Here is a 23539-nt window from a genome sequence, read left to right as displayed (position 1 = left end):
ACTCGGACACGGAGTGAACCCGGTGATCTGCGTATACGGCATCCCTCGGGGGCGGTCGGCACGCAGACAGACTGAATGAAACGGGAGATCAGATCATGTCGCAGGGTCTTGCAATCCTTCTGGAAAACCGTCACCGATTGCTTTTCTGGGGAGCGCTGGTCTTTGCTCTGGTGCAGCTTTCCGTCCCTATTTTCGTTCCTCTCCTCGACCTCCAGCTCAGGGCGATGCACGTGGCGCTGGGACTCTCGCTGGCGCTGCTCGCCTTCCCCTTCAGTAAAAAAGCGGAAGAAGACCGCCTTTCCTGGTGGGATCTCTTTACCATCGCCGTTGTCTTCGCCGCCAACATCAACATCTATTTCAACGCCACCAGCATCTATATGCGACCCGGAGAGGCCGGTACCTTCGATCTGGTTCTCGGCGTAGCACTGCTTCTCATTGTGCTCGATGCGGCACGCCGGACCGTGGGATGGGCGATCCCCATCATGGTGGTGCTGCTCTTCGTCTATATCATGGCTGGGGATCTGTTCCCGGGCATGTGGAAGCTCCGGGGGATCACACTGCGGTATGTTCTGAACACCAGCTACTACTCGCCGCTGGGACTCTTCGGCAGTGTCACCGGAATGTCGGCCACCTTCATCTCCATGTTCATCATCTTCGGAGCCCTTCTGACAGCCAGCGGCGGCGGACGCACCTTCATCGACATCGCCCTGGCGCTCACCGGGAGACTCCGGGGCGGACCGGCCAAGGCGGCGGTGGTGGCCAGCGCCCTCTTCGGCAGCATCTCCGGAAGCGGGGTCGCCAATGTCTCCGTCACGGGGAACTACACCATCCCCCTGATGAAGCGACTCGGCTACCATCCCAACTTCGCCGGGGCCGTAGAGGCGATCGCTTCCACTGGAGGCGGGATCACGCCCCCCATCATGAGCGTCACGGCGTTCATGATGGCCGAGTTCCTGGGCATCTCCTACCTCAAGATCATCGGCTACGCCAGCATCCCCTGCCTGATGTACTACATCGGGGTCTTCGGCGGGGTGCATTTCCGGACGGTCCGCGCCGGACTGGCGTCACTCCCCGAGGAGGAGATCCCCCGCTGGAAGGACGTGCTGACCTTCCGTCGGCTGTCGGTGCTGGTGATCCCCACGGGAACGCTGCTCGTTCTGATCGGAATCGGCAGGCCGCTTCTCTATGCGGGTTTCTACGCCTGTCTCTCCAGCGTAATCCTTACGCTCCTGCTGGACACGCCCGTGAAGGGCATCGCCACCACGCTGCACGATCTGGCCTACGCACTGAAGGACGGGAGCATCGGCCTCGCCCGGATCATCCCGATTCTGGTGGCCGTGAACGTGCTGGTCAACATGATCGGCATCACGGGGATCGCCCCCAAACTCAGCGGGCTGATCATGGCCATGGGGAGCGAGAGTCTCATCCTGGCGTTGCTCATAGCCAGCATCGTGCCCTTCCTCCTGGGGACATCCCTGCCTGTCGTACCCACCTACGTCCTCTGCCTCTCCATTCTCGTTCCGCCGCTGCTCCGTCTCGGCGTGGACCCGGTAGCGGCCCATCTCTTTTTCATCTACTGGGCCCTGCTGGGAGGGGTGACGCCACCAACCTGCACACAGGCCATCGTCGCAGCGGGCATCGCCGGCGGGGACTGGTTCCGAACCGGCCTCAACGCCGTCCGGCTCGGCGTGGTGGCCTTCATCGTTCCCTTCTGCTTTGTCCTCAATCCCGCCATGGTCGGCCGGGTGCCAAACCTGATCAGGATCCTCTACACGGCGGGAAGCGGCGCCCTGGGTGCATTCGTGATCTCCTACGGGTTCTTCGGCCATGCGGAGAGCAGGTTCAATCTCCCCATACGCATGCTGTTTGTTGCCGGTGGGATCTTCCTGCTCTTCCCCAGCAACATCTACGCTGTCATCGGCCTGGTCTGTACCGGAATCGGTCTTCTGGTCGAACGTCTCATCAAGCGCTCAGCCGCCGTATCCGTCGGACCGGCAGCGATGACAACACACGGGACAAACCACAGGACGGCACAGAGCCGTCCATCATCACCACAGGAAGAGGTGAAACGGTAATGCATCACGTTCGGTCAGGTATCACGGCAATCCTTGCCCTGTTCTGTGTCACACTGCTCTTCGGCACCGCCTTCGCCGCCGACGCACCGACGATCAAGGTGGATCCCCCGGAAGGAACGCCGGGAACAAAGCTGGTCTTCACCGGTACCGGCTTCAACGCCGGGGAGAAGGTGCGCGTGATTATGGATGTCGGCGACGTCAACTACTCCTTCGGCGAGGCGGGTACCGGAGGAATCGTAGAAGCGGACAGCGACGGCAGCTTCGTCCTCGAGCCGCGCGGCGGGATCCCGAAGGTCTATATCGATCCGGGGACATATACGATTACGGCAGTGGGGGAGCAGGGTTCAAAAGCCACCACAAGCCTCACGGTTCTCCCCAAGGAGTAACAACGGCGGGAGGGAGGATGTAACGCACCTTCCCTGAATGGAGAGTAGCGGACGGGAGGGGAGAGCGTAGCCGTTCTCCCCTCCCTTGTGGCGCAACAGAGAATACAGGTGAAAGCGGGGAAACCGATATGAGAATGACCACACAGCTCAAACAACTGGTGGAAGCGCGGCAGGCACTGGTCTGTCCCGGGGCACACGACGCGATCTCGGCCAAACTGATCGAGCAGTATGGCTTCAAGGCTCTTCAGGTCAGCGGGTTCGGGCTCGCCGCCTCCTATCTGGGCTTGCCCGACATGGCCTTTCTGTCGTTCAACGAAGCGTTGCAGTTTTCCAGGAATATCGTCGATGCCGTCTCCGTCCCTGTCATGTTCGATGCCGACACGGGCTTCGGCAACGCCATCAACGCCCGGCGGGTAACCCGGGAGTTCATCAAGGCAGGCGCCGGGGGCATGAACATCGAGGACCAGGTCTTCCCCAAGCGCTGCGGGCATATGGAGGGGAAACAGATTGTTCCCCCCGAGGAAATGGTGAAAAAGATCGTCGCCTGCCGCAGGGCCGCCGACGAACTGGACAGCGACTTCGTCATCAACGCCCGTACCGACGCTATCGCCGTGGAAGGGATCGAGGCAGCCATCGACCGCGGCAAGGCCTATGCCGAAGCCGGCGCCGATCTGATCTTTGTGGAGGCTCCCCGTTCGGAAGAACAGATCAAACGTGCCATCCGCGACATCGGGGCACCGGTAAGCATCAACCTCTTCGACGCCGTGGTGGGAGGCAAGACACCGCTTGTGGCCATCGAGACCCTTCGCGCCATGGGTGTCGGTCGCATCAGCATCCCCGTAGGGCCGCTCTTCGCCGCCATCAAGGGGATGCAAAACTATCTCCAGGCCATCACCGGCGACCGTCTGGCTGAAGGCCGGACCGACCTCGTCGCCGGTTTCGACGAATTCAAGGAGCTGATCGGCTACCACCACTACCGCTCTCTGGAACAGGAGTACCTCCCCAAATTTGTCGAATAATCAATCCCTCATCTGGATGTTCCCGGGAGCAAGCTCCCGGGAACATCGGCCTTCGTCAACCCCTCCAGCGACACCAACCTACTGGATAAACCCGAGCAGCCGCGGCAGAACCAGGGAGATCTGCTCCACGTAGGTGACGATCAGCAGAATCACCAGCATGACGGCGATGAACCGGAAGACCGCCTTGGAGATCTGCTCCAGGCTGAGGCCGGTGAGACCGCAGCTGACGAAGAGGCAGACCCCGACGGGCGGCGTGGCCATCCCGATGGCCAGGTTGAGCACCATCATGAAACCGAAATGCAGCGGGTTGATGCCCAGCTGCACGGCGATGGGTGCCAGGATCGGCGCCAGCAGGATGATCGCCGCGCCGGTCTCCATGATCATCCCCACCATGAGGAGAAAGATGTTGATGATAATGAGAAAGACATAGGGGTTGTCGGAGATGGAAAGAAAGACGCCCGCCAGCTTCTGGGGGATCATGTTGGCGGCGATCACCCAGGCGAAGATGTTGGCCATGGCGATGATCAGCAGCACCGCCGAGGTGGTGATGCCGCTGTTTTTGAGCACGGCGGGGATATCCCTCCAGGAGAGCTCCCGGTAGACGAATTTGCCGATGAAAAAGGAGTAGACCACCGCTACGGCGGCCGCCTCGGTAGGCGTGAAGACGCCGCCCAGGATCCCTCCGATGATGATCAGCGGCGCCAGCAGCGCCCAGATGGCACCCTTGAACTCGCTCCCCACCCGGGCGAGGGAGAAGCTCCCGAAGCTGGCGTAGTTGCGCTTCCGGGCCTCGAAGTAGACCACCACCATGAGTCCAAGTCCCATCATCACGCCGGGAATGAAGCCGGCCGCAAAGAGCCCGCCTACGGAGACCCCCACGGAGACACCGTAGATCACCATGATGATGCTGGGCGGGATGATCGGCCCGATGGTCGCCGCCGACGAGGTGAGGGCGGCGCTGAAATCCTTGTGGTACCCGTTTTTCTCCATGGCGGGGATCATGATGGAGCCGATGGCCGAGGCGTCGGCCACGGCGGAGCCGCTGATCCCGGCAAAGAGCATGTTGGCCACCACGTTGGCGTGGGCCAGCCCGCCGGTGATGTGCCCCACCAGGCTGTTGGCGAACTGGATGAGGCGCACCGTGGTGCCGCCGCGGTTCATCAGATCACCGGCGAGGATGAAAAAGGGCACCGCCATGAGCGGAAAAGAGTCAAGCCCGGTGAACATGCGCTGCGCCGCCAGCTGCATGGGCACCCCCATGGCGACGATCACCAGCAGCCCGGTGATCCCCAGCACCATGGCCAGCGGGATGCCGATGACGAAACAGACCACGAAGGTCACTACCATCAATGTCATCATGGCCTATCCTCCTCGTTGTCCTGCTCTGGTTCCCCGTAGTTCTGCCGCTCCAGCTCCGTATCCGCCGTGGAGAGCGCACCGGCGGAACGATCCAGGAAGAACTCCAGGATTGCCGTCATCAGGTAGAGCGCCCCCGCCGGCACGGCCAGATAGGGGATGATCATGGGGAAGTTCATGGCCGGCGAAACCTGTGTCCGCAGCTGGTAGGTGAGGTTCAGCCCCTGGTAGAGCAGCACGCCCATAAAGGCGATCATCACGATTTCGGCGAACATGTTGACGGTACGCTGGAGCGACGCCGGCAGGCGCTGGACCACGATGGTCACCCCGATATGCCGGCGCTGCCGCATGGCCAGCCCGGCGCCCATGAAGGTCACCCAGATCATCATGTACCGGGCCGACTCCTCGGTCCAGGTCAGGGGCGAATGGAGGACAAACCGGAAGACCACCGCCGTAAAGGCCACCACGCCCATCACGGCCATCAGCGAGATCACGAGCACCGACGCGATTCTGTCAAAGAGACGGTTCAGTCTCTGGAGGAACGCCACGGAGCCACCCCCTTACCATTGTAAAAAAGGGCGGGGAGACACCCCGCCCTGCAAGGTTTTTCGTATCAGGCTATTTCAACAGCTGCATCTCTTTGGCAGAGGCCTCGTCGACCGCTGCGATCACCTCGTCCACCCACTTGTCGCCGATCTGCTCCCGGACATAGGTCAGGACGGCGGGCTGGGAGAGCTCGCGGAACTGGGCCTTCTCCTCCGGTGTGGGGACATAGACTGCCATACCCTCGTCTTTCAGATGCTGGATGCCCGTCTGCACCTGGCGCTCCGTCAGGGCGCGCTGGGTGATCTTGAAGAGCTGGGCGCCCTCGAAGACCGCCTGCTGCTGGCTCTCGCTGAGGCTTTTCCAGACACCGTTGTTGATGAACATGATCAGCGGGTTGTACAGGTGGCCGTCGAGCACGGTGTTCTCCTGGACCTCGTAGAACTTCATGTTGTTGATCAGCGTGATGGGACATTCGGCACCGTCCACCACGTCCTGCTGGAGGGCCATGTAGAGCTCGCCGAAGGCGATGGGCGTCGGCGACGCGCCGAGGGCCTCCACCATCTTCATGTGGGCGGGGTTCTCCATGGTGCGGAGTTTGAGGCCCTCCATGTCCTCGGGGGAGTGGATCACGGCGTCGCCGGTGAAGAAGTGCCGGTAGCCGTTCTCGCTGATGGCCAGACTCCTGATGCCCGTCTCCTCGAGCATCTTGTCCATGAGTTTCTCGCCGAAGGGACCGTCCAGCACCTCCCAGGCCACGTACTTGTTGGGAAAGAGGTAGGGGATGTCGAAGACCATGATCGGTTTGAACAGCGTGGGGATCGGGCCGGTGGTGATGGTCCCCAGCTCGATGGTGCCCATCTTCAGACCTTCCAGGATCTCCTTCTCGTTGCCCAGCTGCGAGGCGTGGAAGGCCTGGACCTCCAGTTCGCCGTTGGTCTTGTTCTCCACGTAGTTCTTGAAGACATCGACGGCGATCACCGTGCGGTCCTTCGGGTCGGCGGGGCCGGCGTTGGCAAGCTTCAGCGTTTTCGCCGCAAAGGCGGCGCCGGAGAGACTCAGCACAAGGACAACAACCAGACCAATAAGCGCTATCCGTTTCATAGGGAAATCTCCTCCCTTCATCTTTCGGAGCCCGGCAGGCTCCGCACCACTCTCTTCCCTTATGACATTTCCGCCCTTCGCTTCCGAACCGCCGGGACCACCCCCTTCCACAGCGCAGTACCGCTCTGTCGCGCCAATGCCCTCTACGCCCCGGATACAGCTTCCCGGAGACGGACAAGCACATTGTCCAGATGCCGCACCATGACCTGCCGCGCCGACGAAGGAGCCCGTGCTTCCAGTGCGGCAAGGAGCTGCTGGTGTTCGTCAAGCGCCCTGCTGATCATGGCCTCCTCCAGGGTACCGCTGAGCACCAGGAAGAGCGTCACCTTGGTGCTGATCCGCCCCTGGAACTCCCCGAGCAGGGGATTGCCCGCCACCTTGGCCAGCGTCCCGTGGAAGAGCCTGTCCATGTTGAGGACAAAGCCTGTCTCCCCCGTACGGGCCGCCTCCTGCTCGTCGTCGATGTACTGACGCAGCCTGCGGAATTCCTCCGCCGTCGCGCGGTCCGCAGCCAGCTCGGCGATCTTCCCCTCCACCAGCCGGCGGGCCACAAAGGTCTCATCCATATCTTCCATGGTCATCCGGGGCACCCGGAGCACCCGCCCCTCTACCTGTTCGAGCAGGCCTTCCGACTCGAGACGTTTCAGCGCTGCCCGCACCGGTGTCCGGCTGGTGGCGAGATCGCGGGAGAGCGCCTCCTCACGGAGGGCCGTCCCCGAGGGATACTGCCCCGCCAGGATGCGGTTGCGGATTCTGCGGTAGGATTGTTCGGTCAGTGTCTGCGATCCTCTGGACATGACAGCCCCTTTAGTGTTTTAAAATAAATTGTACACAGACGATTTTCCCTTCTCGTCCCCGTCAACCCGCATTGAACCGGGATATCGCCCAAATTATCGCACAACTTCGCTGGACACAACTATAGCCCATGTTGTACTATTTTGCAACGACAGTCGAACCACTGGGATACGGTACCCCATCCGGGGAGAAGCATGGAGGTGACGCATGCACATCGCCGTACTGATCAAACAGGTCCCCGACACCGACGAGGTCCGGATGGACCCGGAACGGGGAACAATGATCCGGGAGGGTGTGGGCAATATCATCAACCCTCTGGATCTCAACGCCCTGGAGGCAGGGCTGCAGCTGAAACGGGGAAAAGGCGCGCAACTCTCGGTCTATTCCATGGGGCCGCCCCAGGCGGAGACCGCCCTTCGGGAGGCGACGGCCCTCGGCGCCGACCGGGCGGTGCTTCTGAGCGACCGCGCCTTCGCCGGATCGGACACCTGGTCCACGAGCTTCGCCCTGGCCGCGGCGCTCCGCCGTGACGGTCCCTTCGATCTGATCCTGGCCGGAGAGAAGGCCACCGACGGCGAGACGGGGCAGGTGGGCCCCGAGGTGGCCACCATGCTGGACCTGCCCTTCGCCACCTTCGTGAGCGGTCTCGCCCTGGAGGGAAACCAGGTGGAGATCACCAGAAGCGTCGAGGAGGGCTTCCACCGGCAGAGCCTGCCGCTCCCCTGTCTGCTCACCGTCCTCCACGACCTCAACGACCCCTCCATGCCCACACTGGCCGGCAAGAAGCAGGCCCGGCGCTGCGACATCCCCAACCGCACGGCGGCGGGTCTGGGTCTCCAAACGGAGCAATCCGGACTGAAAGGTTCGCCCACCAGAGTCGTCCATATCGAGAAACCCACACTGACCCGGAGCACCGAATTCTACAGAGGCAGGGATCTCGACAGGGGCCTGGAGCGGGTGGTGGCCATCCTCCGGGAGAAGGCGCTGCTCTAGCAGCGGAAGGAGAGAGCTATGCGACGAAGGGAAGGACAACAGACATGCGGCGTGGCCGTGGTGGGCGAGGTGCGCCGGGGCCGGATCCACCCGGTCACCTTCGAGCTCGCCGGGAAGGGCCGGGAGCTCGCCGACACCCTGGGCGCCCCGTTGACGGTGGCGCTGGTCGGTCCGCCCCTGGAAGGCGATGGGGGCGAACCGCTCCGCTACGGCGCCGACAGCGTGCTGCTGGTGGAGGACGAACAGCTCGCCGCCTTCGATCCCCGGCGAACGGCACGTATCCTGCACCACCTCTTCGCCGCCGGGCCGCCGGAGATCCTCCTGGCGCCAGCCACCACCTCGGGGCGCTCCTTCATGCCGGCGCTGGCGGCGCTGCTGGATACGGGGCTCACGGCGGACTGCACGGGGCTCTCCATCGAAGGCGAAACGGGGCTGCTCCTCCAGACGTGCCCGACCATCGGCGGCAACGTGATGGCCACCATCAAGACCCCCGACCATCTCCCCCAGATGGCCACCGTGCGGCCCAGGACCTTTCGGGCCCCCCATCCGACGGAGCCGGCCGGCGACATCGAACGGCCGGAGCTGCCGGAAGGGCTGCTGGGAAGCCCCATCGCCGACCACGGCGTGGAGCAACTCGAAGCGGGCGAAACAGACATCCAGGATCTGGAGTGCGTCGTCGCCGGGGGGAAGGGCCTGCACGCCCCGGAACACTTCGCCCTGCTGGAACAGCTCGCCGGCGAGATCGGCGCCGGGATCGGGGCCTCCCGGCCGACGGTGGAATCCAAGTGGATCTCCTACCCCCACCAGGTGGGGCTCTCGGGCAAGGTGGTCTCCCCCCGGTTCTACCTCGCCGCGGGGATCTCCGGTTCGGTGCAGCACATGGCGGGCATGCAGACCGCCGAGACCATCGTGGCGGTCAACAAGGACCCTGAGGCACCGATCTTCCGGATCGCCGACGTGGGACTCTGCGGCGATCTCTTCGACATCCTCCCGCGGCTGACCGCCGCTATCCGCGCAAAGAGGGGTGAGGACCATGACAGCTAGAGGGTTCAACCCGGTGACGTCCCAGACGGAGGAGGAGCTGGGCCGGCTCATCGGAGCCCACAATGTGGCCACCGACCGGGAGAAGCTCCGGAGCTACTCTCTGGACGAGGTGGAGCCCACCGTCTGGACAGAGGACTACTGCGCCGACCTGCTGGTCTTCCCGGAATCCGCGGAGCACGTGGCGGCCATCCTGCGGTACGCCTCGGAGCACCGCATCCCCGTCACCCCCCGGGGCGCGGGGACGGGGCTCTCCGGCGGGGCGGTGCCACGCTACGGGGGGATCGTCCTCTCCTTCGAGAAGATGAACCGTATCCTCGAGGTGGACAGGGAGAACCTCACCGTCACGGCGGAACCCGGGGTGGTCACCGCCGAGATCACCGCCGCCGCGGCCCGGGAGGGACTCCTCTACGCCGGCGACCCCTGCAGCGGCGATGCCTCCTATATCGGCGGCAACGTGGCGGAGAACGCCGGCGGCAACAAGGTGATCAAGTACGGCGCCACCGGGGCCAACGTGCTGGGGCTGGAAGCGGTCCTCCCCGACGGGTCGGTCACCTGGTTCGGCGGCAAACGGCGGAAGGACGTGACGGGCTACGACTTCGTCCATCTCCTGGTGGGCTCCGAGGGGACGCTGGCGGTGGTCACCAAGGTGATCCTCAAGCTGCTGCCGCTTCCCCGGCATACGGTGGACCTGCTGGTGCCCTTCGCCGACATCCGAAGCGCCATGGCCTTCGCTCCGCAGATCATGACCGAGGGGCGGGTGCTCCCCTCGTCCATCGAATTCATCGACGGGCGGTCGCTGCGGATCACCGAGGACTACCTCAATACGCCCATCCCCTACAGCGAGGCCGGCGCGCACCTGATCATCCAGCTGGAGGGCAACGACAGCGAATCGCTGGCCGACGAGTACGAGCGGATCGGCGACCTCTGCCTGGCCCAGGGGGCGCTGGAGGTCTACGTGGCGGACAACAAAAACACCCGGGACAAGCTCTGGAAGACCCGCAAGAGCGTCCCCGAGGCGGTCTGGGCCATCCGCCCGAAGGACAACCTCAACGAGGACCTGGTGGTCCCCTCCAGCCGGATCCCGGAACTCATGGCAGCCATCGAGGAGGTAACCGCAGCGCACGGACAGTCCTTCGTCTCCTACGGCCACGTTGGCGACGGCAACATCCACATCACCGTCTTCGACACCGAGCAGCATGCCGGCTGGAAGGAACGGCTGGCGGCGACCCGCACCGAGCTCTACGGGATCACCAGGGAGCTCGGCGGCACCCTCACCGGCGAACACGGCGTGGGGCTCAAACGGAGCGGCGCGCTGCCCTTCTTCCTCGACGGGGCCCAGATCGACCTGATCCGCAGGGTCAAGGCCGCCTTCGACCCCCAGGGCATCCTCAACCCCGGAAAGATCGCCCCGGAGGACTGACGGCGTCCGCTTGCCTTCCAAAACCGGGGAGAGGGATGCCTGGAGCGCACCCCTCTCCCCGGTTGCCCTGCTTTCCCTGAGGGGCAGGGCAACCGCACCAAGGAGACCAACCTTCCGCAGGCGGACCTCCTCAGAAGACCCGGAGGCTGCGCTCCTCCGAGAGCAACTCGAGGGCCCGCATGCCGCTCACGGAGTTCCCCCGCCCATCGAGCGCCGGCCCGCAGACGGCGATCCCCATACGTTCCGGCACCACAGCGACGATCCCTCCGGCCACGCCGCTCTTCGCCGGGAGCCCGACCCGTACGGCGAACTCCCCGGAGCCATCGTAGAGGCCGCAGGTGACCATCAGGGCAAGCGCGATCCGGCAGGCCCGCGGGGCGACCACCCGCTCCCCCGTGGCGGGACAGACGCCGCCGGAAGCAAGGGTGGCCCCGAGCATCGCCAGGTCCTCCGTGGTCACCAGGATGCTGCACTGCCTGAAATAGGCCTCCAGCACCTCACAGGGATCCCCTTCCAGATTCCCCAGACTCTTCAGGAAATAGGCAAGCGACCGGTTTCTGTCGCCGGTCTCCCGCTCGGACCGGAAGGTCCCGTCGTCGACGGCGAGCGCGGGATTGCCGGTCAGACGGCGGGCAAAGGAGAGGATGGCCCGGGAGCGCTCCTCCGCACCGGGGAAGGGCAGCAGGGAGGTGACCGCGATCGCCCCGGCGTTGATCAGCGGATTCTGGGGCCGGTGGGGATCAGCCATCTCCAGACGCATGATGGAGTTGAAGGGATCCGACGAGGGGTTGCGCCCCACATGTCGGAAGACCTCTTCCTCGCCCAGCTCGGTCAGAGCCAGAAGGAGGGTCACCACCTTGGAGATGGACTGCATCGTAAAGGGATGCTCAAACCGGCCTGCGGACCAGCGCTCCCCCGAGACATCCGCCGCGGAGAGCGCAAAGAGATCGGCAGGAGCCTTGGCCAGTTCGGGGATGTACCGTGCGACCGTGCCTTGCCGGTGCAGCCCCCGGCACCGGTCGGCTATGGAATGGAGTGTTTCCTGCATGATTGTCGCCACCTCGTTCCTCTCGTGATGCACGGCAATCTACCCAAGGCACCCCCTGCTGTCAAGTATGCTTATGCGAGCATCGCTGGAATGTCAAACCAAATGCCGGCACTGAGCGATACCACCGACGACGTGCACCACTCGATAACGTTCCCGCAATCTCTTCGATATATGGTATTCTAACGAATACTGGAGACTGTGTTTGTTGCATAACGCAAAGGGGTGGAACGGTATGCGGAGGTTTTTTGAGCACCTGGGAGGCGTACCCAGTCGTCTCTGGTTCGACAACCGTTCCACCATCGTTACCGCCGTTCTCAAGGAGCAGTGGGCGGGAGCTGACGGAGGACTTCCTGCACTTCAAGGAATCTTACGGCTTCAAGGCAGCCATCATCAACAGGTCGACACACCACAGTTATCTGCTGCTTTTCGATGGCCCAAGCAACCGGGTGCGGGATTCGCTCATTCGCACCGAGATGCGCACCAAGACGTAGGTAGAAATCCCCATCCAACCACTGGGGAAAACCTTTGCAACCTGGGGATTTGGGGGTAGCACAAGACACAGCGACGCAGGCTACTCCAACAACAGCATGAAGATCAGCGTCGAACAATTTTTCAAGGCACTCTCCCCTTCCACCGAGGTGAAAACGCTATGACCGCCGAAGAAAGCGAAAAAAAACTGATCCGCAACAGTACGGCCGAGTTTCTGACCTTCACCGCCCAGGCCGGTTCCGAGAGCATCGAGGTCCGCTGCCAGGACAAGACCATCTGGCTGACCCAGAAACTCATGGCCACACTGTTCGATGTGAATGTCCGCACCATCAGCGAGCACCTCAAAAACATTTACGCATCGGGGGAATTGACGGAGGAGTCAACTATCCGGAAATTCCGGACAGTTCGACAGGAGGGCGCCCGGGAAGTTGCAAGGAAGGTGACCTACTACAACCTGGACGTCATCATCTCTGTGGGCTATCGCGTCAATTCGATACGGGCAACACAGTTCCGGCAGTGGGCCACCAAGGTACTGAGCGCCTTCGCTATCCGGGGGTATGTCCTGGACAGAGAAAGGATGGAGAACGGGGCTTTTCTGGGAGAGGACTACTTCGAACGACTGCTGGAAGAGATTCGGGAAATCCGGCTCAGCGAACGGCGATTCTACCAGAAGATCACCGATATCTACGCCACCAGTGTGGACTACAATAAGGATGCCCCGACGACCCGAGAGTTCTTTGCCAAAGTGCAGAATAAACTCCATTTCGCCATTCACGGGCATACCGCAGCAGAACTCATCGCAGAACGGGCAGACCGCAACAAAGAACACATGGGGCTCACCTCCTGGAAGAATGCCCCTGACGGTAAAATCCTGAAATCCGACGTCTCGGTTGCCAAGAATTACCTGAATCGTGAAGAACTGGCATCCCTGGGACGTATTGTCAATGCCTACCTTGACCTCGCCGAGGAACGTGCCCGGCGGAAGATCCCCATGACCATGGAGGATTGGGCTCAACGTCTTGATCTGTTTCTCGAGTTCGACAATCGGGACATCCTTTACAACAGCGGCAAAATAACAGCTCGTATCGCCAAAGAAAAGGCGGAAACAGAATTTGAGGCCTATCGCTTCGTCCAGGACCAGCTCTTCGAAAGCGACTTCGACCGGGTAATCAAGGAGATCGAAGAGGGGAAAGAATGAAGCTGAAATTAAACCTCAGGATTTACAGACCCGAGCCGTCAATGCTGTGGTGGACTGCTTCAAGTGCCAGCCTTGCATTTCCGAAAGCACCCACATCCTCGACCCCGGTCAGGCAACGACAGCAAAGGGGGCACCCTTCGAGCCCAAACGGCTTTCCCGCATGGAAGATCTAAGGTGGGCCTATGGGCCGAAACCGAGACATCGAAGAGAGGAATTACAGTCAGATTGCTATCGTCCCTCTGTGTACATAGCGGGCCTTCTCTGGTCTTTGGTTGATCAGCGTGAGCTGTGACATCGGCAAAGGTTCAGGGCAACGGCGGCGGTGACCTTGAAAGTATCGAACGCACCGCACGCCGTATCGAGCAATCCCCCACATGTCACCGGTTGCAACCCCGAAGAACCACATCCGGAGACAACAGTTGCTTCTTATCTTTCTGGGTATGCCTCCAGAACGCCCAGCACGCTGTCGATATCGGCCTCGGTGTGGTCGGCGCAGACCTGGAAGCGGATCTCCTCGTCGCCGGCGGGGACCACGGGGTAGTTGAGCCCCGTGGCCAGGACGCCGTGGTCGGTGAGCCACTTGACCAGTTCGGCGGTCTTCCGCGTGTCCCGCACCATCAGCGGCACCACCGGGTGCTCCCCTTCGATGACCTCGAAGCCCAGCTTCTGCAGCCCCGCCTCGAAGCGCCCGGTCATGGCCTTGAGATGGTCGAGCACCGCCTGGCCTCTGTCGCTGTCCAGGAGATCGATGGCGGTGGTCGCCGCGGCGGCCTCGCCGGGAGAAACGGGGTTGGAGTAGATGTACATGGGCGCCTTCTCGCGGAGGTAGGTGACCACCGTCTCTGAGGCGGCGAGATAGCCGCCGTTGACGCCGAAGGCCTTGCCCAGGGTCCCCACCAGCAGGTCCACCCGTGCGCCGGTGTGCTCCTCGGTGCCCCGTCCGGTGGCCCCGAAGGCGCCCACGCCGTGGGAATCGTCCACCATGAGCAGCGCGCCCTCGGGAAAGCCGTCGCTGTAGCTGTCCACCATGCGCTGGAGCTCCGCCAGCGGCGCGTGGTCGCCCCGCATGCTGAAGATGCCGTCGGTGACCACCACCAGACGCCGGGCTCCTTCGGCCTCCCTGATCTTCTCTTCCAGTTCGGCCACGCTGTTGTGGCGGTAGATGGCCTTGCTCCCGGGCCGGGCCATCCGGATGGCGTTGATGATGCAGTTGTGGTTGAGCTCGTCGCTGATGACCGCCGTCTCCTTGTCCAGCAGCGAGGTCAGCACGCCGCCGACGGTGGTGTAGGCGGCGTTGAAGATGATGGCCTCCTCCCGGCCGTGGAAGGCGGCGATCCTTTTCTCCAGCCGCCGGTGGGCCTCGAAGGTACCGGAGATGAACCGCACGGCCCCGGGGCCGACACCGGATCGGGCCGCTTCCTCGGATTCCGCGGTGTGCAGCTCCTCGCGGAGACCCATCCCCAGATAGGCGTTGGCGTTCATCCGGATGAAGGGACGGTCGCCGTAGCCCTCGATGAGGTACCGCGGGCCGCTGGGACCCTCGGGCTTTCTGACGCCCACGATCACCGCTTCCGCGCCCTTGTCGCGTCCCTCCTCGCGGAGGGCCGCGAGATCCTGCCGCAAACGCTGTTCCAGTCTGTCCAGCATCCTACGCACCTCCCTGTGGGTTCCCATCAATCGGGATGTCGAGCTTCGCGGAAAGCCGCCTGAGCATGTCGTCGGTCATGGCCTCCAGGTCGTACCGGGGATTCCAGCCCCACTCCTCGCGGGCGGCGCTGTCGTCCAGCGAGTCCGGCCAGGAATCGGCGATGGCCTGGCGGGCCGGGTCTACGTCATAGTCCATGACGAATTCCGGGAGGCGGCGCCGGATCGCCGCGGCCAGCTCCTCGGGAGCGAAGCTCATGGCGGTGACGTTGAAGGCGTTCCGGTGGACCAGCCCCGAGGGATCCGCCTCCATCAGCTGGATGACGCTGTCCAGGGCGTCGGGCATGTACATCATGTCCATGGAGGTCCCCGGCGCGATAAAGGAGCTGTACCGCCCCCTTTGCAAGGCCTCGTAGAAGATCCACACGGCGTAGTCGGTGGTGCCCCCGCCCGGGGGCGTGACGCAGGAGATCAGTCCCGGGAAGCGCACCCCCCGGGTGTCCACGCCGTATCTGCTGTGGTAGTAGTCACAGAGCAGTTCGCCGGTCAGTTTGGCGATCCCGTAGATGGTGGAGGGCCGCTGGATGGTATCCTGCGGGGTCCTGCGCTTCGGCGTGGCGCCGCCGAAGGCGGCGATGGAGCTGGGGAAAAAGAGGGAACAGTCCTCCCGGCGGGCCACCTCCAGGGCAACCTTCAGCCCGTTGACATTCACATCCCAGGCCGGCTGGGGCTGCTCTTCGGCCCTGGCCGAGAGGATGCCGGCAAGATGGATGATGGTATCCGCCCTGTGGCGCTGCACCAGCTCGGCCATCCGGGATGGGTCCCGGACATCCAGCAGCGCGAAGGGACCGTCCCCCAGATCGATCCCCTTGTCCCGGATGCTGGTGGCCAGCACACCGGAAGCCCCGTAGACCTCCCGCAACCTCCGGACCAGCTCGACGCCGATCTGCCCGAAGGCCCCGTCAACAAGAATCCGTTTCATCGGCTCACCCCTTTCCGTGCACAGATCAGATCAACCGGTTGCGACAAAAAGCTCGCTTCTCCATCCTTATTATAGTATATCTCTGGACTATTTTCCAAACTATACCAAAAACGACAACACTACGTGTTGCCGCAGGGTCCATCTGTATTCGCGATTCCGGCGCAATCCCCGGCAAAGCCCTGCAGCCCGTCATCGCCGCTCCACCAGGTCAAGCGCCCGATCCACAAGGATCGCCAGCAGCGCCGCCAGCAGGGCCCCCTGGAGGATCAGGGCGGGGTTGTCGTTCACCAGACCGGAGATGATGGGAACGCCCAGTCCGCCGGCACCCACCGTGGCGCCCAGGGTGGCCGTCCCCACGTTGATGATCGCCGCGGTCCGCACGCCCGCCATGATGATCCCCAGGGAGAGCGGCAGCTCCACCCTGGCCAGCACCTGCCAGGGCCCCATCCCCAGGCCCCGGGCCGCCTCCGTCAGCACCGGGTCGACGCTCTCGATCCCGGCGATGGTGTTGCGGACCACCGGCAGCACACTGTAGAGCACCAGCGCCAGCAGCAGCGGCGGCGTGCCGAAACCCAGGAGGGGAACGCTGAGGGCCAGCACCGCCACGGGGGGAAAGGTCTGCCCCATGGAGGCGGCGCTGTTCACCAGATCCCGGAAGTCGCTGCCGAAGGGACGGGTCACCACAACCCCCAGGGTCATCCCCACGGCCACCGCCGCTCCGCAGGAGAGCAGCACATAGAAGAGATGCTGCCGGACCAGCACGGCCGCACTCTCCCGCTGGTAGAGATAGCGCGCTTCTCCGGGGAAGAGCCATCGGCCGAGGTGTTCCCAGAATCCCGGGAAGACCAAAAGCAGCGACAGGACGGCCGCAACCAGGAAAAGGCCGAAGAGACAGCTGGATCGGCGCCCCGTCATCTCATTCACCCCCCGGCCGCACCCGCGGCGAGACCAGACGTGTCGCCAGCTGCATCCCCCGGTCGACCAGCACCGCCAGAAGGATGATGGGCAACGCCCCCAGGAGGATCAGATCCGGCGCGGCCTCGCCGAGCCCCTGGAAGATGAAGCTGCCCAGTCCGCCGGCTCCGATGAGCGCCGCCACGGCGGTGTTGCCCACCGCCTGGACCGCCGAGGTCCGCACTCCCGCCAGGACCACCGGCAGCGCCAGCGGCACCTCCACCCTCCCAAAAAGCTGGACCACGTTCATCCCCATGCCTCTGCCGGCCTGCTTGAGAAAGGGCGGCACGCTGTCGAAGGCGGCGTAGGTGTTCCGGACAATGGGTAAAAGCGAATAGAGCGCCAGGGCAAGGAAGGCCGGCGCCCAGCCGATGCCGCCGACATTCAGACTCCGGAGCAGCGGCCAGGCCGCCGCCGCGAGCGCCAGCGGCGTCATGAACAGCCCGAAGAGGGCCAGGCTGGGGACGGTCTGGACAAGATGGACGGCGGGAAGCACCACCCGGCGGAAACGGGGGCGGCGCTGCACCAGAATCCCCAGCGGCACCCCCACAGTGGTTCCCGCACTCACCGCACCGCCCACCAGGGCGAGATGGCGCCGCAGCTCCGCCAGGAAGCGCGCTTCCTTGTTGGCCAGCTCCCGCATGATCGACAGCCCCTCCATGGCCCCGGAGAGAAAGAGCAGCACCACACCGGCGGCGAGCATCCCCTTGAGGAACAGACAGGCCCGGTCGTTCCCCAGACGGGTGCAGGCCGAAAAGACGAAGACCACCCCCGCCGCAAGCTGCAGCCACCCGCCGGAGGCGATGGAGACCCGGGTGTAGGGCCGGTCCGGCGGGATCAGCGACGACGCCCACTCCCCCAACAGCAACAGTGTCCCCAGCACCATCAGCACCGCTGCCAGCTGGGCCCTCCGGGACCAGCCGCGACTGTGGTGGCGGTGGTTCACGTGCAGCAGCAGGATCCCCCACCCGGCGCAGAGCAACATGATGGAGGGGAGCCCCGCGACCTCCCGCAGGAACAGCGGTTCCCCCGCCGAGAGCCGGGAGGCCCTGACGGTCAGCACCGGGAGGGACAACAGCGAGAGGATCCCCAGCGCAACCGCAGAGAGAGCCACCTTGTCGATCCGGAAACGACGCTGGGCATTCGGCACAGGGACCGCCCTTCTTCCCGCCACAGGATTCATCGAGAGGCTACAGTGGACAAAGGGTTAGGGAAGAAACCCTTCCTGCCGGAGGTACTCCCGGGCCACCGCTTCGGGATCCCTGCCCTGCACGGCGATGGCGGCGTTGAGCCGTTGCAGCGTGGTGAGGTCCAGCGAGGCGAAGACCGGCGCGAAGAGCTCCTCCAGCTGCGGATAGGCCTCCAGCGTTTCGGCCCGTACCAGCGGCGCCGGTTCGTAGACAGGCTGGACATTCCTGTTGTCCTCCAGCACCCGCAGGTTCAGTGCCGACAGGGCGCCGTCGGTGCCGTAGGCCATGGCGGCGTTGACGCCGCTGGTCCCCCGCGCTGCGGCCTGTTCGGTCTGGGCGGTGTTGCCTCCGGAGAGGATCAGCAGCTGCTCCTTGTCCAGCGAGAAGCCGTAGGTCTTCTCGAAGGCCGGCAGCGTCCCGGGGCGGGTGACGAACTCCTCGGAACAGGCCAGTTTGAACCGGCCTCCCTCGTTGATGTAGGCGGCCAGGTCGTCCAGCGTCTCCAGCCCTTCCCGTTCCGCCAGGTCCATCCGGACGGCGATGGCCCAGGTGTTGTTCGACGGCGCCGGCTCAAGCCAGACCAGATCGTTGGCCTCGGCGTCGAGCCGCTTCACCGTCCGGTAGCCCTGCTCGGGATCCTTCCAGACCTCCGTACCGGTGTCGTTGAAAAAGTAGGCCCCGTTGCCGGTGTACTCCGGGTAGAGATCGATCTCCCCGGTGCGGATCGCCTTGCGCACCACATTGGTGGGGCCCAGGGAGATCCGGTTCTCCACCGGGATCCCCGCGTCCTCCATAAGAAGCTTCATCATGTTGCCCAGCAACGCCCCCTCGGTGTCGATCTTCGACGCCAGCACCACCGGCTCCCCGGCAGCCTGGACCACGCCGGCCGGGCACGCCGTTATCATCGCCACCGCAATAACAAAAGCAACCATACTCCGTTTCATTCTGTGCACCCCTTCCCGACACTCTTCTGTAACGACTTTAACGAACCACCGCGCTTATTAAAGCACAAGCAACCCTGGAATGCAAAAGGCGCGGCTCCCCCGCCACCGGGGGATACCGCGCCATCCGTCACAACCCCTGCTGCCTCCTACCAGATGTCCTCCCGGCGGGTCTCCGGGCAGACAGAGGCCCCCAGCACGCCGGCGATGAGCATGATCACCGCCACCACGATCAGCGGAACGGCGATGCCGCCCCCCTGATCCAGGATCCATCCCGTAAAGAGCGGCGCCACGATGCCCGTGGCCCGGGCCGACGCCCCGGTGATCCCCGCGGCGCTCCCCCGGAGATGGGTGGGGAAGAGCTCGGGCGTGTAGGCGTAGAGCACGCCCCAGGTTCCCAGACAGAAGACGGAGATCACCAGCGCCGCCGCCAAAAAGGCCCAGGAGCTCTCAACACTGAGGAAGAGCAGCGCCGCCAGGCCGGTCCCCACGGCGTAGACACCGAGGGAGCGCTTGCGGCCGAAGCGTTCGATGGACCAGGCGGCGGTGAGGTACCCCGGCAGCTGGGCCACCATCACGAAGAAGGTGAACCATTTGGCGGTGGTGATGGTGACGCCCGAGGTCGCGAAGATATTGGGCAGCCAGAGGAAGAGCGCATAGTAGGAAAAGGAGATCGCCGCCCATCCGTAGAGCAGCACCAGGAAGACCCTGACATACCGACCCCGGAAGAGCTCCAGCGCCGAGCCCCCCTGCCCGGTGTCGCCCTCGTCCGGGACGGCGCCGTACCGGCGCTCCAGCAGCACGTTCCGCCCCTTCATAAAGAGATAGCGCGGACTCTCCGGTCCGGTGAAAAAGGGGAGGGCCACCACGGCCAGCGCCGCCGGAAAGAGCATCGCCACCCGCCATCCCCAGAGCGCACCGGCCGAGAGCGTCCAGAGACCCACGGCGATGGAACCCAAGGCCCAGCAGGACTCGAGCAGTACCAGGATACGCCCCCGGTTCTCCCGACCGCTGAGATCGCAGAGATAGGCGAAGAGCACCGGTCCCAGACCGCCGAAGGCGATCCCCGCCGCAAAGCGCCACCAGCCCAGTGCGTCGGGAGAAGGCGCCAGAGCGGCGCCAAGGCTGGCCAGACCGCCGAGCAGGGAGAAGAGCCCCGCCACGAAGCGACGCCCCCAGCGGTCCGCCGCCGCGCCGCCGGTGAGGGCCCCCACCAGCATCCCCAGGAAGGTACGCCCGACGATCTCCCCGGCCCGGGCGCCCTTGAGCTGCCACTCGTCGATGATATCGGGCAGCGTGAAGGCGAAGATCATCACCCCGGCGGCGACAAACCCCCAGGCAAACCCCGTGACCATCCGGGCCCGTTTCCCCTCACGCTGTGCAACATAGCTGTCGATATAGCTGTCGATCTTCACTCGCTGTCACCCCTTCCTTGACCGTGGAGCAGAATGCCCATCTCGTCGAGCCGCCGCTCCACTCCATCGAGCGTCTCCTCGCTGTCCGCCTCCAGGGTGTGCAGATGCACCCCGCCGGAGAGGGTCAGCAACGGGTTGTTGCCGCCGGCTTCGAGCAGCGAGAGAAAACGCAGCACATCCTCCCGGTCGGCTACGTCGATGTTGCCCCGCAGCTCACCGTAGATCTGATGCTCCACCAGGACATCCACCACCTTCGCCCCCATTCCCACAATGGCCATCAGTTCTTCGCCGATCTCGTCGGTACCGTGCCGGACGGCAATCAGCCGTTTGGGGGTCCCGCCGGAGCGGTCGTAGCGGTAGCCCCGCGGCGTGGTCCGGACCGGTTCGCCCCGGCTTTTCAACAGCGCTACATCCTGCACGATGGCCTGCCGGCTCACGTCGAGATACCTCGCCAACGCCGCCCCCGAAACCGGTTCCTCACGCTCCTGGAGCATCTGCTTCAACTGTTGCAGGCGTTGCTCCCGTCCCATCCTCCATCCCACCCTGTGCTATGTCTGCTACTAGCAAGTATAGCACAGGGTGGGGGCGGGAAGCGAACATCAAAGATCAGTGTAGATCAACCGCTCCACCCACAAACTGGGGCTCCTCTGTCGGAATCGTCACCACACATCCCTCCCGACCGTGTGAGATATGCCGGTACAACGCGGGAGGCCCCGGGAATCAACGTCTGGATACCCGGGGCCTCCCGTCATGTACCGCGCCTCCCCTCCTCAGGGGAGACGCGGATTCTCTATTGGTCCAGGACAAAGGAAACAGGAAGGGTGATGGTCTGTTCGGTTTCAGGCGGGGCAAAGGCCCACCGGCGCACCGCCTTGACGGCGGCCCTGTCCAGAGCCTTGTGGCCGCTGCTCTCGGTGACGGAGACCCGGCTGACCGCGCCGTCTCCGGCGATATGGATCTCCAGCAACACCGTTCCCTCCTGCCCCATCCGCCGGGCCAGCGGCGGATAGGAGGGTTCCGGGGCCTGGAGCGGTTCGGCGGACCAGGCGTCGCCGTCGGCACCACCGCCGCTCCCGGCCGCATCGCCGCTTCCGCCGCTCCCCTTCGTGTCGCTTTCGGAGGATTCCTGGTCGGCGCCGCCCTGCGTTCCGGATTCCTTCCCCTCTGTTGCCCCATCCTGCAGCAGGGGGTCATCACCCGTCTGCGGCGTGTCCTGGGGCGCCAACGGCACCACCGAGGGGATCGGTACCGCCGTAATGCCGGGCCGGGGTGTCGGTACCGGGGTGGCTGTGGGGACCGGCGTCGCCGTGGGCTGCGGGGTGGCTGTCGGCGCCGGTGTCGGTTGCGGCGCGGCAGTGGGTACCGGTGTCGGCGATGGTTGCGGCGTAGGTGTCGGCGAGGGCACAGGCGTGGGCGTGGCGGTGGGAACAGGCGTAGCCGTCGGCGCCGGTGTCGGGGTGGGCATTGCTGTCGGTGTGGGTGTCGGCATCGCTGTGGGGCTCGGCATCATGGTCGGTGTGGGCGGATGGTCCGGGCTGGCGTCGGTCAGGGCCGCGCCAGGCAACAGCGGCGTCTCCGGCGTCTCCTGCCGGGGAGCCGGCTGTTCCGGGGCAGGGGGTGCCTGCTCCCGGGGTTCAGGCGGCTCCGGCGACGCTAGTCGTCGCGTCGCCGCCACGAGACGCATCGTCGCGCCGGCGGGGCTCTGTTCCGGAGAGGGAGCGGGCCAATGGAGAAACAGTATGCCGTGGAGGGACAGCGAGATGGCAAGGCAGAGCAGAAAGAGACGCACAGCTCAGTCCACGTCCTCCACCACGAGCAGCACGGTGCCCCGCCCGCTGTGCTGCAACACGTGGAAGACCTCCATGACCCTGCCGTAGGGGACGGCTCCATCGGCCCGGAGGCGGAGGGTTGTCTCTGCCGTCGCCCCGCCGATACGGCCGGCCAGTGCGGCCGTATCCAGGGGATCGCCGTCCAGATAGAGCTGCCCAGCCGCGTCGAGGGTCACCGTGGTCACATCCTCCGGCGCCCGTTCTTCGGGGCTTCCGCCGGGCAGCGACACGGGAACGCCGCCCTGGGCGAAGGTGGTGGTGAGTACAAAGAAGATGATCAGCAGAAAGAGCACATCCACCAGGGAGGTCAGTTCGATGGCCGGTTCCAGCCGTCTCCGCCTGCGCACGTCACGCCTCCTCGTCAGCGGCGGTGCGCACCAGTGTCCGCCAGAGGGTCCGCGAGAGGGCGCCCAGATCCTCGCTGATCCGTTCCACCCGACTGCCGAGAAAGGCGTGGCCCAGCATGACGGGGATCGCCACCGAGAGACCGGCCGCTGTGGTGAGCAGCGCCTTCCAGATGCCCGCCGCCAGTTCGTTGTAGTTCCCCATGCCGCTCTCGGGGAGCTGCATGAAGACATCGATCATCCCAAGCACCGTTCCCAGGAGTCCGAGCAGCGGCGTGATCCTGGCCAGGGTGGCCAGGAGGTCGAGCCCCTTTTCCCAGGAGGTCAGCGCCGCCTCCCTGTACTGGTCCATCAGCTCGCGCAAGGCCTCGGGACTCACCGACCGGTGGTCTGCCAGGGCCGCGCGGAGCAGCCAGCAGAGCCAGTGGGAGCGGCCCTCCGGCATCGCCGCGAGCGTCCGTTCCACCTCCTCCCGCGTCACCGCACCGTCGATCCAGGCGGTACGCAGCGCGCGGACCTGACGGCCTTCGCGGGTCAAAACCCAGAGGCGTTCCAAAAAGAGGGCCAGGGCGAGGACGCTGCAGAGGGCGATCCCCCACATGGTCCAGCCCCCCAGGGCAAGCAATTCCGGCATCGTTGTATGCGCTCCTTCGTTTTCAGGTGTCGAGTCGGTGCAGATTCCCGCCACAGGATTGTATCATCCGCCGATCATCCCTATACCACAAATCGTCTTTGATGAGTGCGTTGCGCAATCGCCCCCCTTGCCTCAC

Annotated in this window: 22 protein-coding genes; 7 read left to right on the top strand and 15 right to left on the bottom strand. The window is 64.4% G+C overall.

The annotated features are described in order from the left end of the window. Positions 1-95 precede the first annotated feature (95 nt). From K9L28_02445 to K9L28_02435, 3 genes are all read left to right on the top strand, one after another. Complete coding sequence (locus K9L28_02445) at positions 96-2075, top strand: TRAP transporter fused permease subunit (GenBank protein ID MCF7935191.1); 1980 nt, start codon at positions 96-98, stop codon at positions 2073-2075. After that, positions 2075-2461, top strand: a complete 387-nt coding sequence (locus K9L28_02440) for a hypothetical protein (protein ID MCF7935190.1) — start codon at positions 2075-2077, stop codon at positions 2459-2461. The genes K9L28_02445 and K9L28_02440 overlap by 1 nt, the downstream gene beginning before the upstream one ends. A 128-nt stretch (positions 2462-2589) precedes the next feature. Further along, the gene (locus tag K9L28_02435) at positions 2590-3480 is read left to right on the top strand and encodes an isocitrate lyase/PEP mutase family protein (GenBank protein MCF7935189.1); all 891 of its coding nucleotides are present in this window, start codon (positions 2590-2592) and stop codon (positions 3478-3480) included. 78 nt (positions 3481-3558) lie between these two features. Here the strand turns inward: K9L28_02435 and K9L28_02430 are convergent, their stop codons facing one another. From K9L28_02430 to K9L28_02415, 4 genes are all read right to left on the bottom strand, one after another. Next, positions 3559-4839: a TRAP transporter large permease gene (locus K9L28_02430; protein ID MCF7935188.1), complete on the bottom strand. Its 1281-nt coding sequence runs from the start codon at positions 4837-4839 to the stop codon at positions 3559-3561. Next, complete coding sequence (locus K9L28_02425) at positions 4836-5384, bottom strand: TRAP transporter small permease (protein ID MCF7935187.1); 549 nt, start codon at positions 5382-5384, stop codon at positions 4836-4838. The genes K9L28_02430 and K9L28_02425 overlap by 4 nt, the downstream gene beginning before the upstream one ends. A 70-nt stretch (positions 5385-5454) precedes the next feature. Next, the gene (locus K9L28_02420; protein ID MCF7935186.1) at positions 5455-6483 is read right to left on the bottom strand and encodes a DctP family TRAP transporter solute-binding subunit; all 1029 of its coding nucleotides are present in this window, start codon (positions 6481-6483) and stop codon (positions 5455-5457) included. Between the two features lie 143 nt (positions 6484-6626). After that, positions 6627-7280 carry a GntR family transcriptional regulator gene (locus K9L28_02415; protein ID MCF7935185.1) on the bottom strand — a complete coding sequence of 218 codons (654 nt, stop codon included), beginning with the start codon at positions 7278-7280 and terminating at the stop codon, positions 6627-6629. 205 nt (positions 7281-7485) lie between these two features. Between K9L28_02415 and K9L28_02410 the strand changes: the two genes are divergently transcribed. From K9L28_02410 to K9L28_02400, 3 genes are read left to right on the top strand one after another with little or no spacing between them, the layout of a single operon-like run. Next, complete coding sequence (locus K9L28_02410) at positions 7486-8271, top strand: electron transfer flavoprotein subunit beta/FixA family protein (GenBank protein ID MCF7935184.1); 786 nt, start codon at positions 7486-7488, stop codon at positions 8269-8271. Between the two features lie 18 nt (positions 8272-8289). Further along, on the top strand, positions 8290-9315 hold the full coding sequence (locus K9L28_02405) for an electron transfer flavoprotein subunit alpha/FixB family protein (GenBank protein ID MCF7935183.1): 1026 nt from the start codon (positions 8290-8292) through the stop codon (positions 9313-9315). Beyond that, complete coding sequence (locus tag K9L28_02400; GenBank protein MCF7935182.1) at positions 9305-10735, top strand: FAD-binding protein; 1431 nt, start codon at positions 9305-9307, stop codon at positions 10733-10735. Before K9L28_02405 ends, K9L28_02400 begins: the two co-directional genes overlap by 11 nt. A 130-nt stretch (positions 10736-10865) precedes the next feature. Here K9L28_02400 and glsA read toward each other — a convergent pair whose 3' ends face one another. Then, entirely contained in the window at positions 10866-11783 is a 918-nt protein-coding gene (gene glsA, locus K9L28_02395) for a glutaminase A (GenBank protein ID MCF7935181.1), read from the bottom strand. 649 nt (positions 11784-12432) lie between these two features. Between glsA and K9L28_02390 the strand changes: the two genes are divergently transcribed. Beyond that, on the top strand, positions 12433-13470 hold the full coding sequence (locus K9L28_02390; GenBank protein ID MCF7935180.1) for a virulence RhuM family protein: 1038 nt from the start codon (positions 12433-12435) through the stop codon (positions 13468-13470). 426 nt (positions 13471-13896) lie between these two features. Here the strand turns inward: K9L28_02390 and K9L28_02385 are convergent, their stop codons facing one another. The 10 genes from K9L28_02385 to K9L28_02340 form a co-directional block, all read right to left on the bottom strand. After that, the gene (locus tag K9L28_02385) at positions 13897-15117 is read right to left on the bottom strand and encodes an aminotransferase class I/II-fold pyridoxal phosphate-dependent enzyme (protein ID MCF7935179.1); all 1221 of its coding nucleotides are present in this window, start codon (positions 15115-15117) and stop codon (positions 13897-13899) included. 1 nt (position 15118) lies between these two features. After that, a complete protein-coding gene (locus K9L28_02380) occupies positions 15119-16096 on the bottom strand; it encodes an NAD-dependent epimerase/dehydratase family protein (GenBank protein ID MCF7935178.1) in 978 nt (325 codons plus the stop codon). Positions 16097-16285: 189 nt separating this feature from the next. After that, positions 16286-17011, bottom strand: a complete 726-nt coding sequence (locus tag K9L28_02375) for an ABC transporter permease (protein MCF7935177.1) — start codon at positions 17009-17011, stop codon at positions 16286-16288. Position 17012: 1 nt separating this feature from the next. After that, the gene (locus K9L28_02370; protein ID MCF7935176.1) at positions 17013-18200 is read right to left on the bottom strand and encodes an ABC transporter permease; all 1188 of its coding nucleotides are present in this window, start codon (positions 18198-18200) and stop codon (positions 17013-17015) included. A gap of 57 nt (positions 18201-18257) precedes the next feature. Then, entirely contained in the window at positions 18258-19172 is a 915-nt protein-coding gene (locus tag K9L28_02365) for an ABC transporter substrate-binding protein (protein MCF7935175.1), read from the bottom strand. Between the two features lie 158 nt (positions 19173-19330). Continuing rightward, positions 19331-20596 carry an MFS transporter gene (locus K9L28_02360; GenBank protein MCF7935174.1) on the bottom strand — a complete coding sequence of 422 codons (1266 nt, stop codon included), beginning with the start codon at positions 20594-20596 and terminating at the stop codon, positions 19331-19333. Further along, the gene (locus tag K9L28_02355) at positions 20593-21126 is read right to left on the bottom strand and encodes a transcription repressor NadR (GenBank protein ID MCF7935173.1); all 534 of its coding nucleotides are present in this window, start codon (positions 21124-21126) and stop codon (positions 20593-20595) included. Before K9L28_02355 ends, K9L28_02360 begins: the two co-directional genes overlap by 4 nt. A 260-nt stretch (positions 21127-21386) precedes the next feature. After that, on the bottom strand, positions 21387-22385 hold the full coding sequence (locus K9L28_02350) for an energy transducer TonB (GenBank protein MCF7935172.1): 999 nt from the start codon (positions 22383-22385) through the stop codon (positions 21387-21389). Between the two features lie 3 nt (positions 22386-22388). Continuing rightward, positions 22389-22772: a biopolymer transporter ExbD gene (locus tag K9L28_02345; protein MCF7935171.1), complete on the bottom strand. Its 384-nt coding sequence runs from the start codon at positions 22770-22772 to the stop codon at positions 22389-22391. Position 22773: 1 nt separating this feature from the next. After that, positions 22774-23403, bottom strand: coding sequence for a MotA/TolQ/ExbB proton channel family protein (locus K9L28_02340; protein ID MCF7935170.1), 630 nt, complete (start codon positions 23401-23403; stop codon positions 22774-22776). Between the last annotated feature and the right edge of the window lie 136 nt (positions 23404-23539).

The sequence above is a fragment of the Synergistales bacterium genome (assembly GCA_021736445.1).
GTDB lineage: Bacteria > Synergistota > Synergistia > Synergistales > Aminiphilaceae > JAIPGA01.
This window is presented reverse-complemented; position numbering and strand designations above follow the sequence as displayed.

Coding starts and splice junctions, on each gene's coding strand:
- K9L28_02445 (MCF7935191.1), top strand. CDS start 96: ATGTCGCAGGGTCTTGCAATCCTTCTGGAAAACCGTCACCGATTGCTT.
- K9L28_02440 (MCF7935190.1), top strand. CDS start 2,075: ATGCATCACGTTCGGTCAGGTATCACGGCAATCCTTGCCCTGTTCTGT.
- K9L28_02435 (MCF7935189.1), top strand. CDS start 2,590: ATGAGAATGACCACACAGCTCAAACAACTGGTGGAAGCGCGGCAGGCA.
- K9L28_02430 (MCF7935188.1), bottom strand. CDS start 4,839: ATGATGACATTGATGGTAGTGACCTTCGTGGTCTGTTTCGTCATCGGC.
- K9L28_02420 (MCF7935186.1), bottom strand. CDS start 6,483: ATGAAACGGATAGCGCTTATTGGTCTGGTTGTTGTCCTTGTGCTGAGT.
- K9L28_02415 (MCF7935185.1), bottom strand. CDS start 7,280: ATGTCCAGAGGATCGCAGACACTGACCGAACAATCCTACCGCAGAATC.
- K9L28_02410 (MCF7935184.1), top strand. CDS start 7,486: ATGCACATCGCCGTACTGATCAAACAGGTCCCCGACACCGACGAGGTC.
- K9L28_02405 (MCF7935183.1), top strand. CDS start 8,290: ATGCGACGAAGGGAAGGACAACAGACATGCGGCGTGGCCGTGGTGGGC.
- K9L28_02400 (MCF7935182.1), top strand. CDS start 9,305: ATGACAGCTAGAGGGTTCAACCCGGTGACGTCCCAGACGGAGGAGGAG.
- glsA (MCF7935181.1), bottom strand. CDS start 11,783: ATGCAGGAAACACTCCATTCCATAGCCGACCGGTGCCGGGGGCTGCAC.
- K9L28_02390 (MCF7935180.1), top strand. CDS start 12,433: ATGACCGCCGAAGAAAGCGAAAAAAAACTGATCCGCAACAGTACGGCC.
- K9L28_02385 (MCF7935179.1), bottom strand. CDS start 15,117: ATGCTGGACAGACTGGAACAGCGTTTGCGGCAGGATCTCGCGGCCCTC.
- K9L28_02380 (MCF7935178.1), bottom strand. CDS start 16,096: ATGAAACGGATTCTTGTTGACGGGGCCTTCGGGCAGATCGGCGTCGAG.
- K9L28_02375 (MCF7935177.1), bottom strand. CDS start 17,011: ATGACGGGGCGCCGATCCAGCTGTCTCTTCGGCCTTTTCCTGGTTGCG.
- K9L28_02365 (MCF7935175.1), bottom strand. CDS start 19,172: ATGGTTGCTTTTGTTATTGCGGTGGCGATGATAACGGCGTGCCCGGCC.
- K9L28_02355 (MCF7935173.1), bottom strand. CDS start 21,126: ATGGGACGGGAGCAACGCCTGCAACAGTTGAAGCAGATGCTCCAGGAG.
- K9L28_02340 (MCF7935170.1), bottom strand. CDS start 23,403: ATGCCGGAATTGCTTGCCCTGGGGGGCTGGACCATGTGGGGGATCGCC.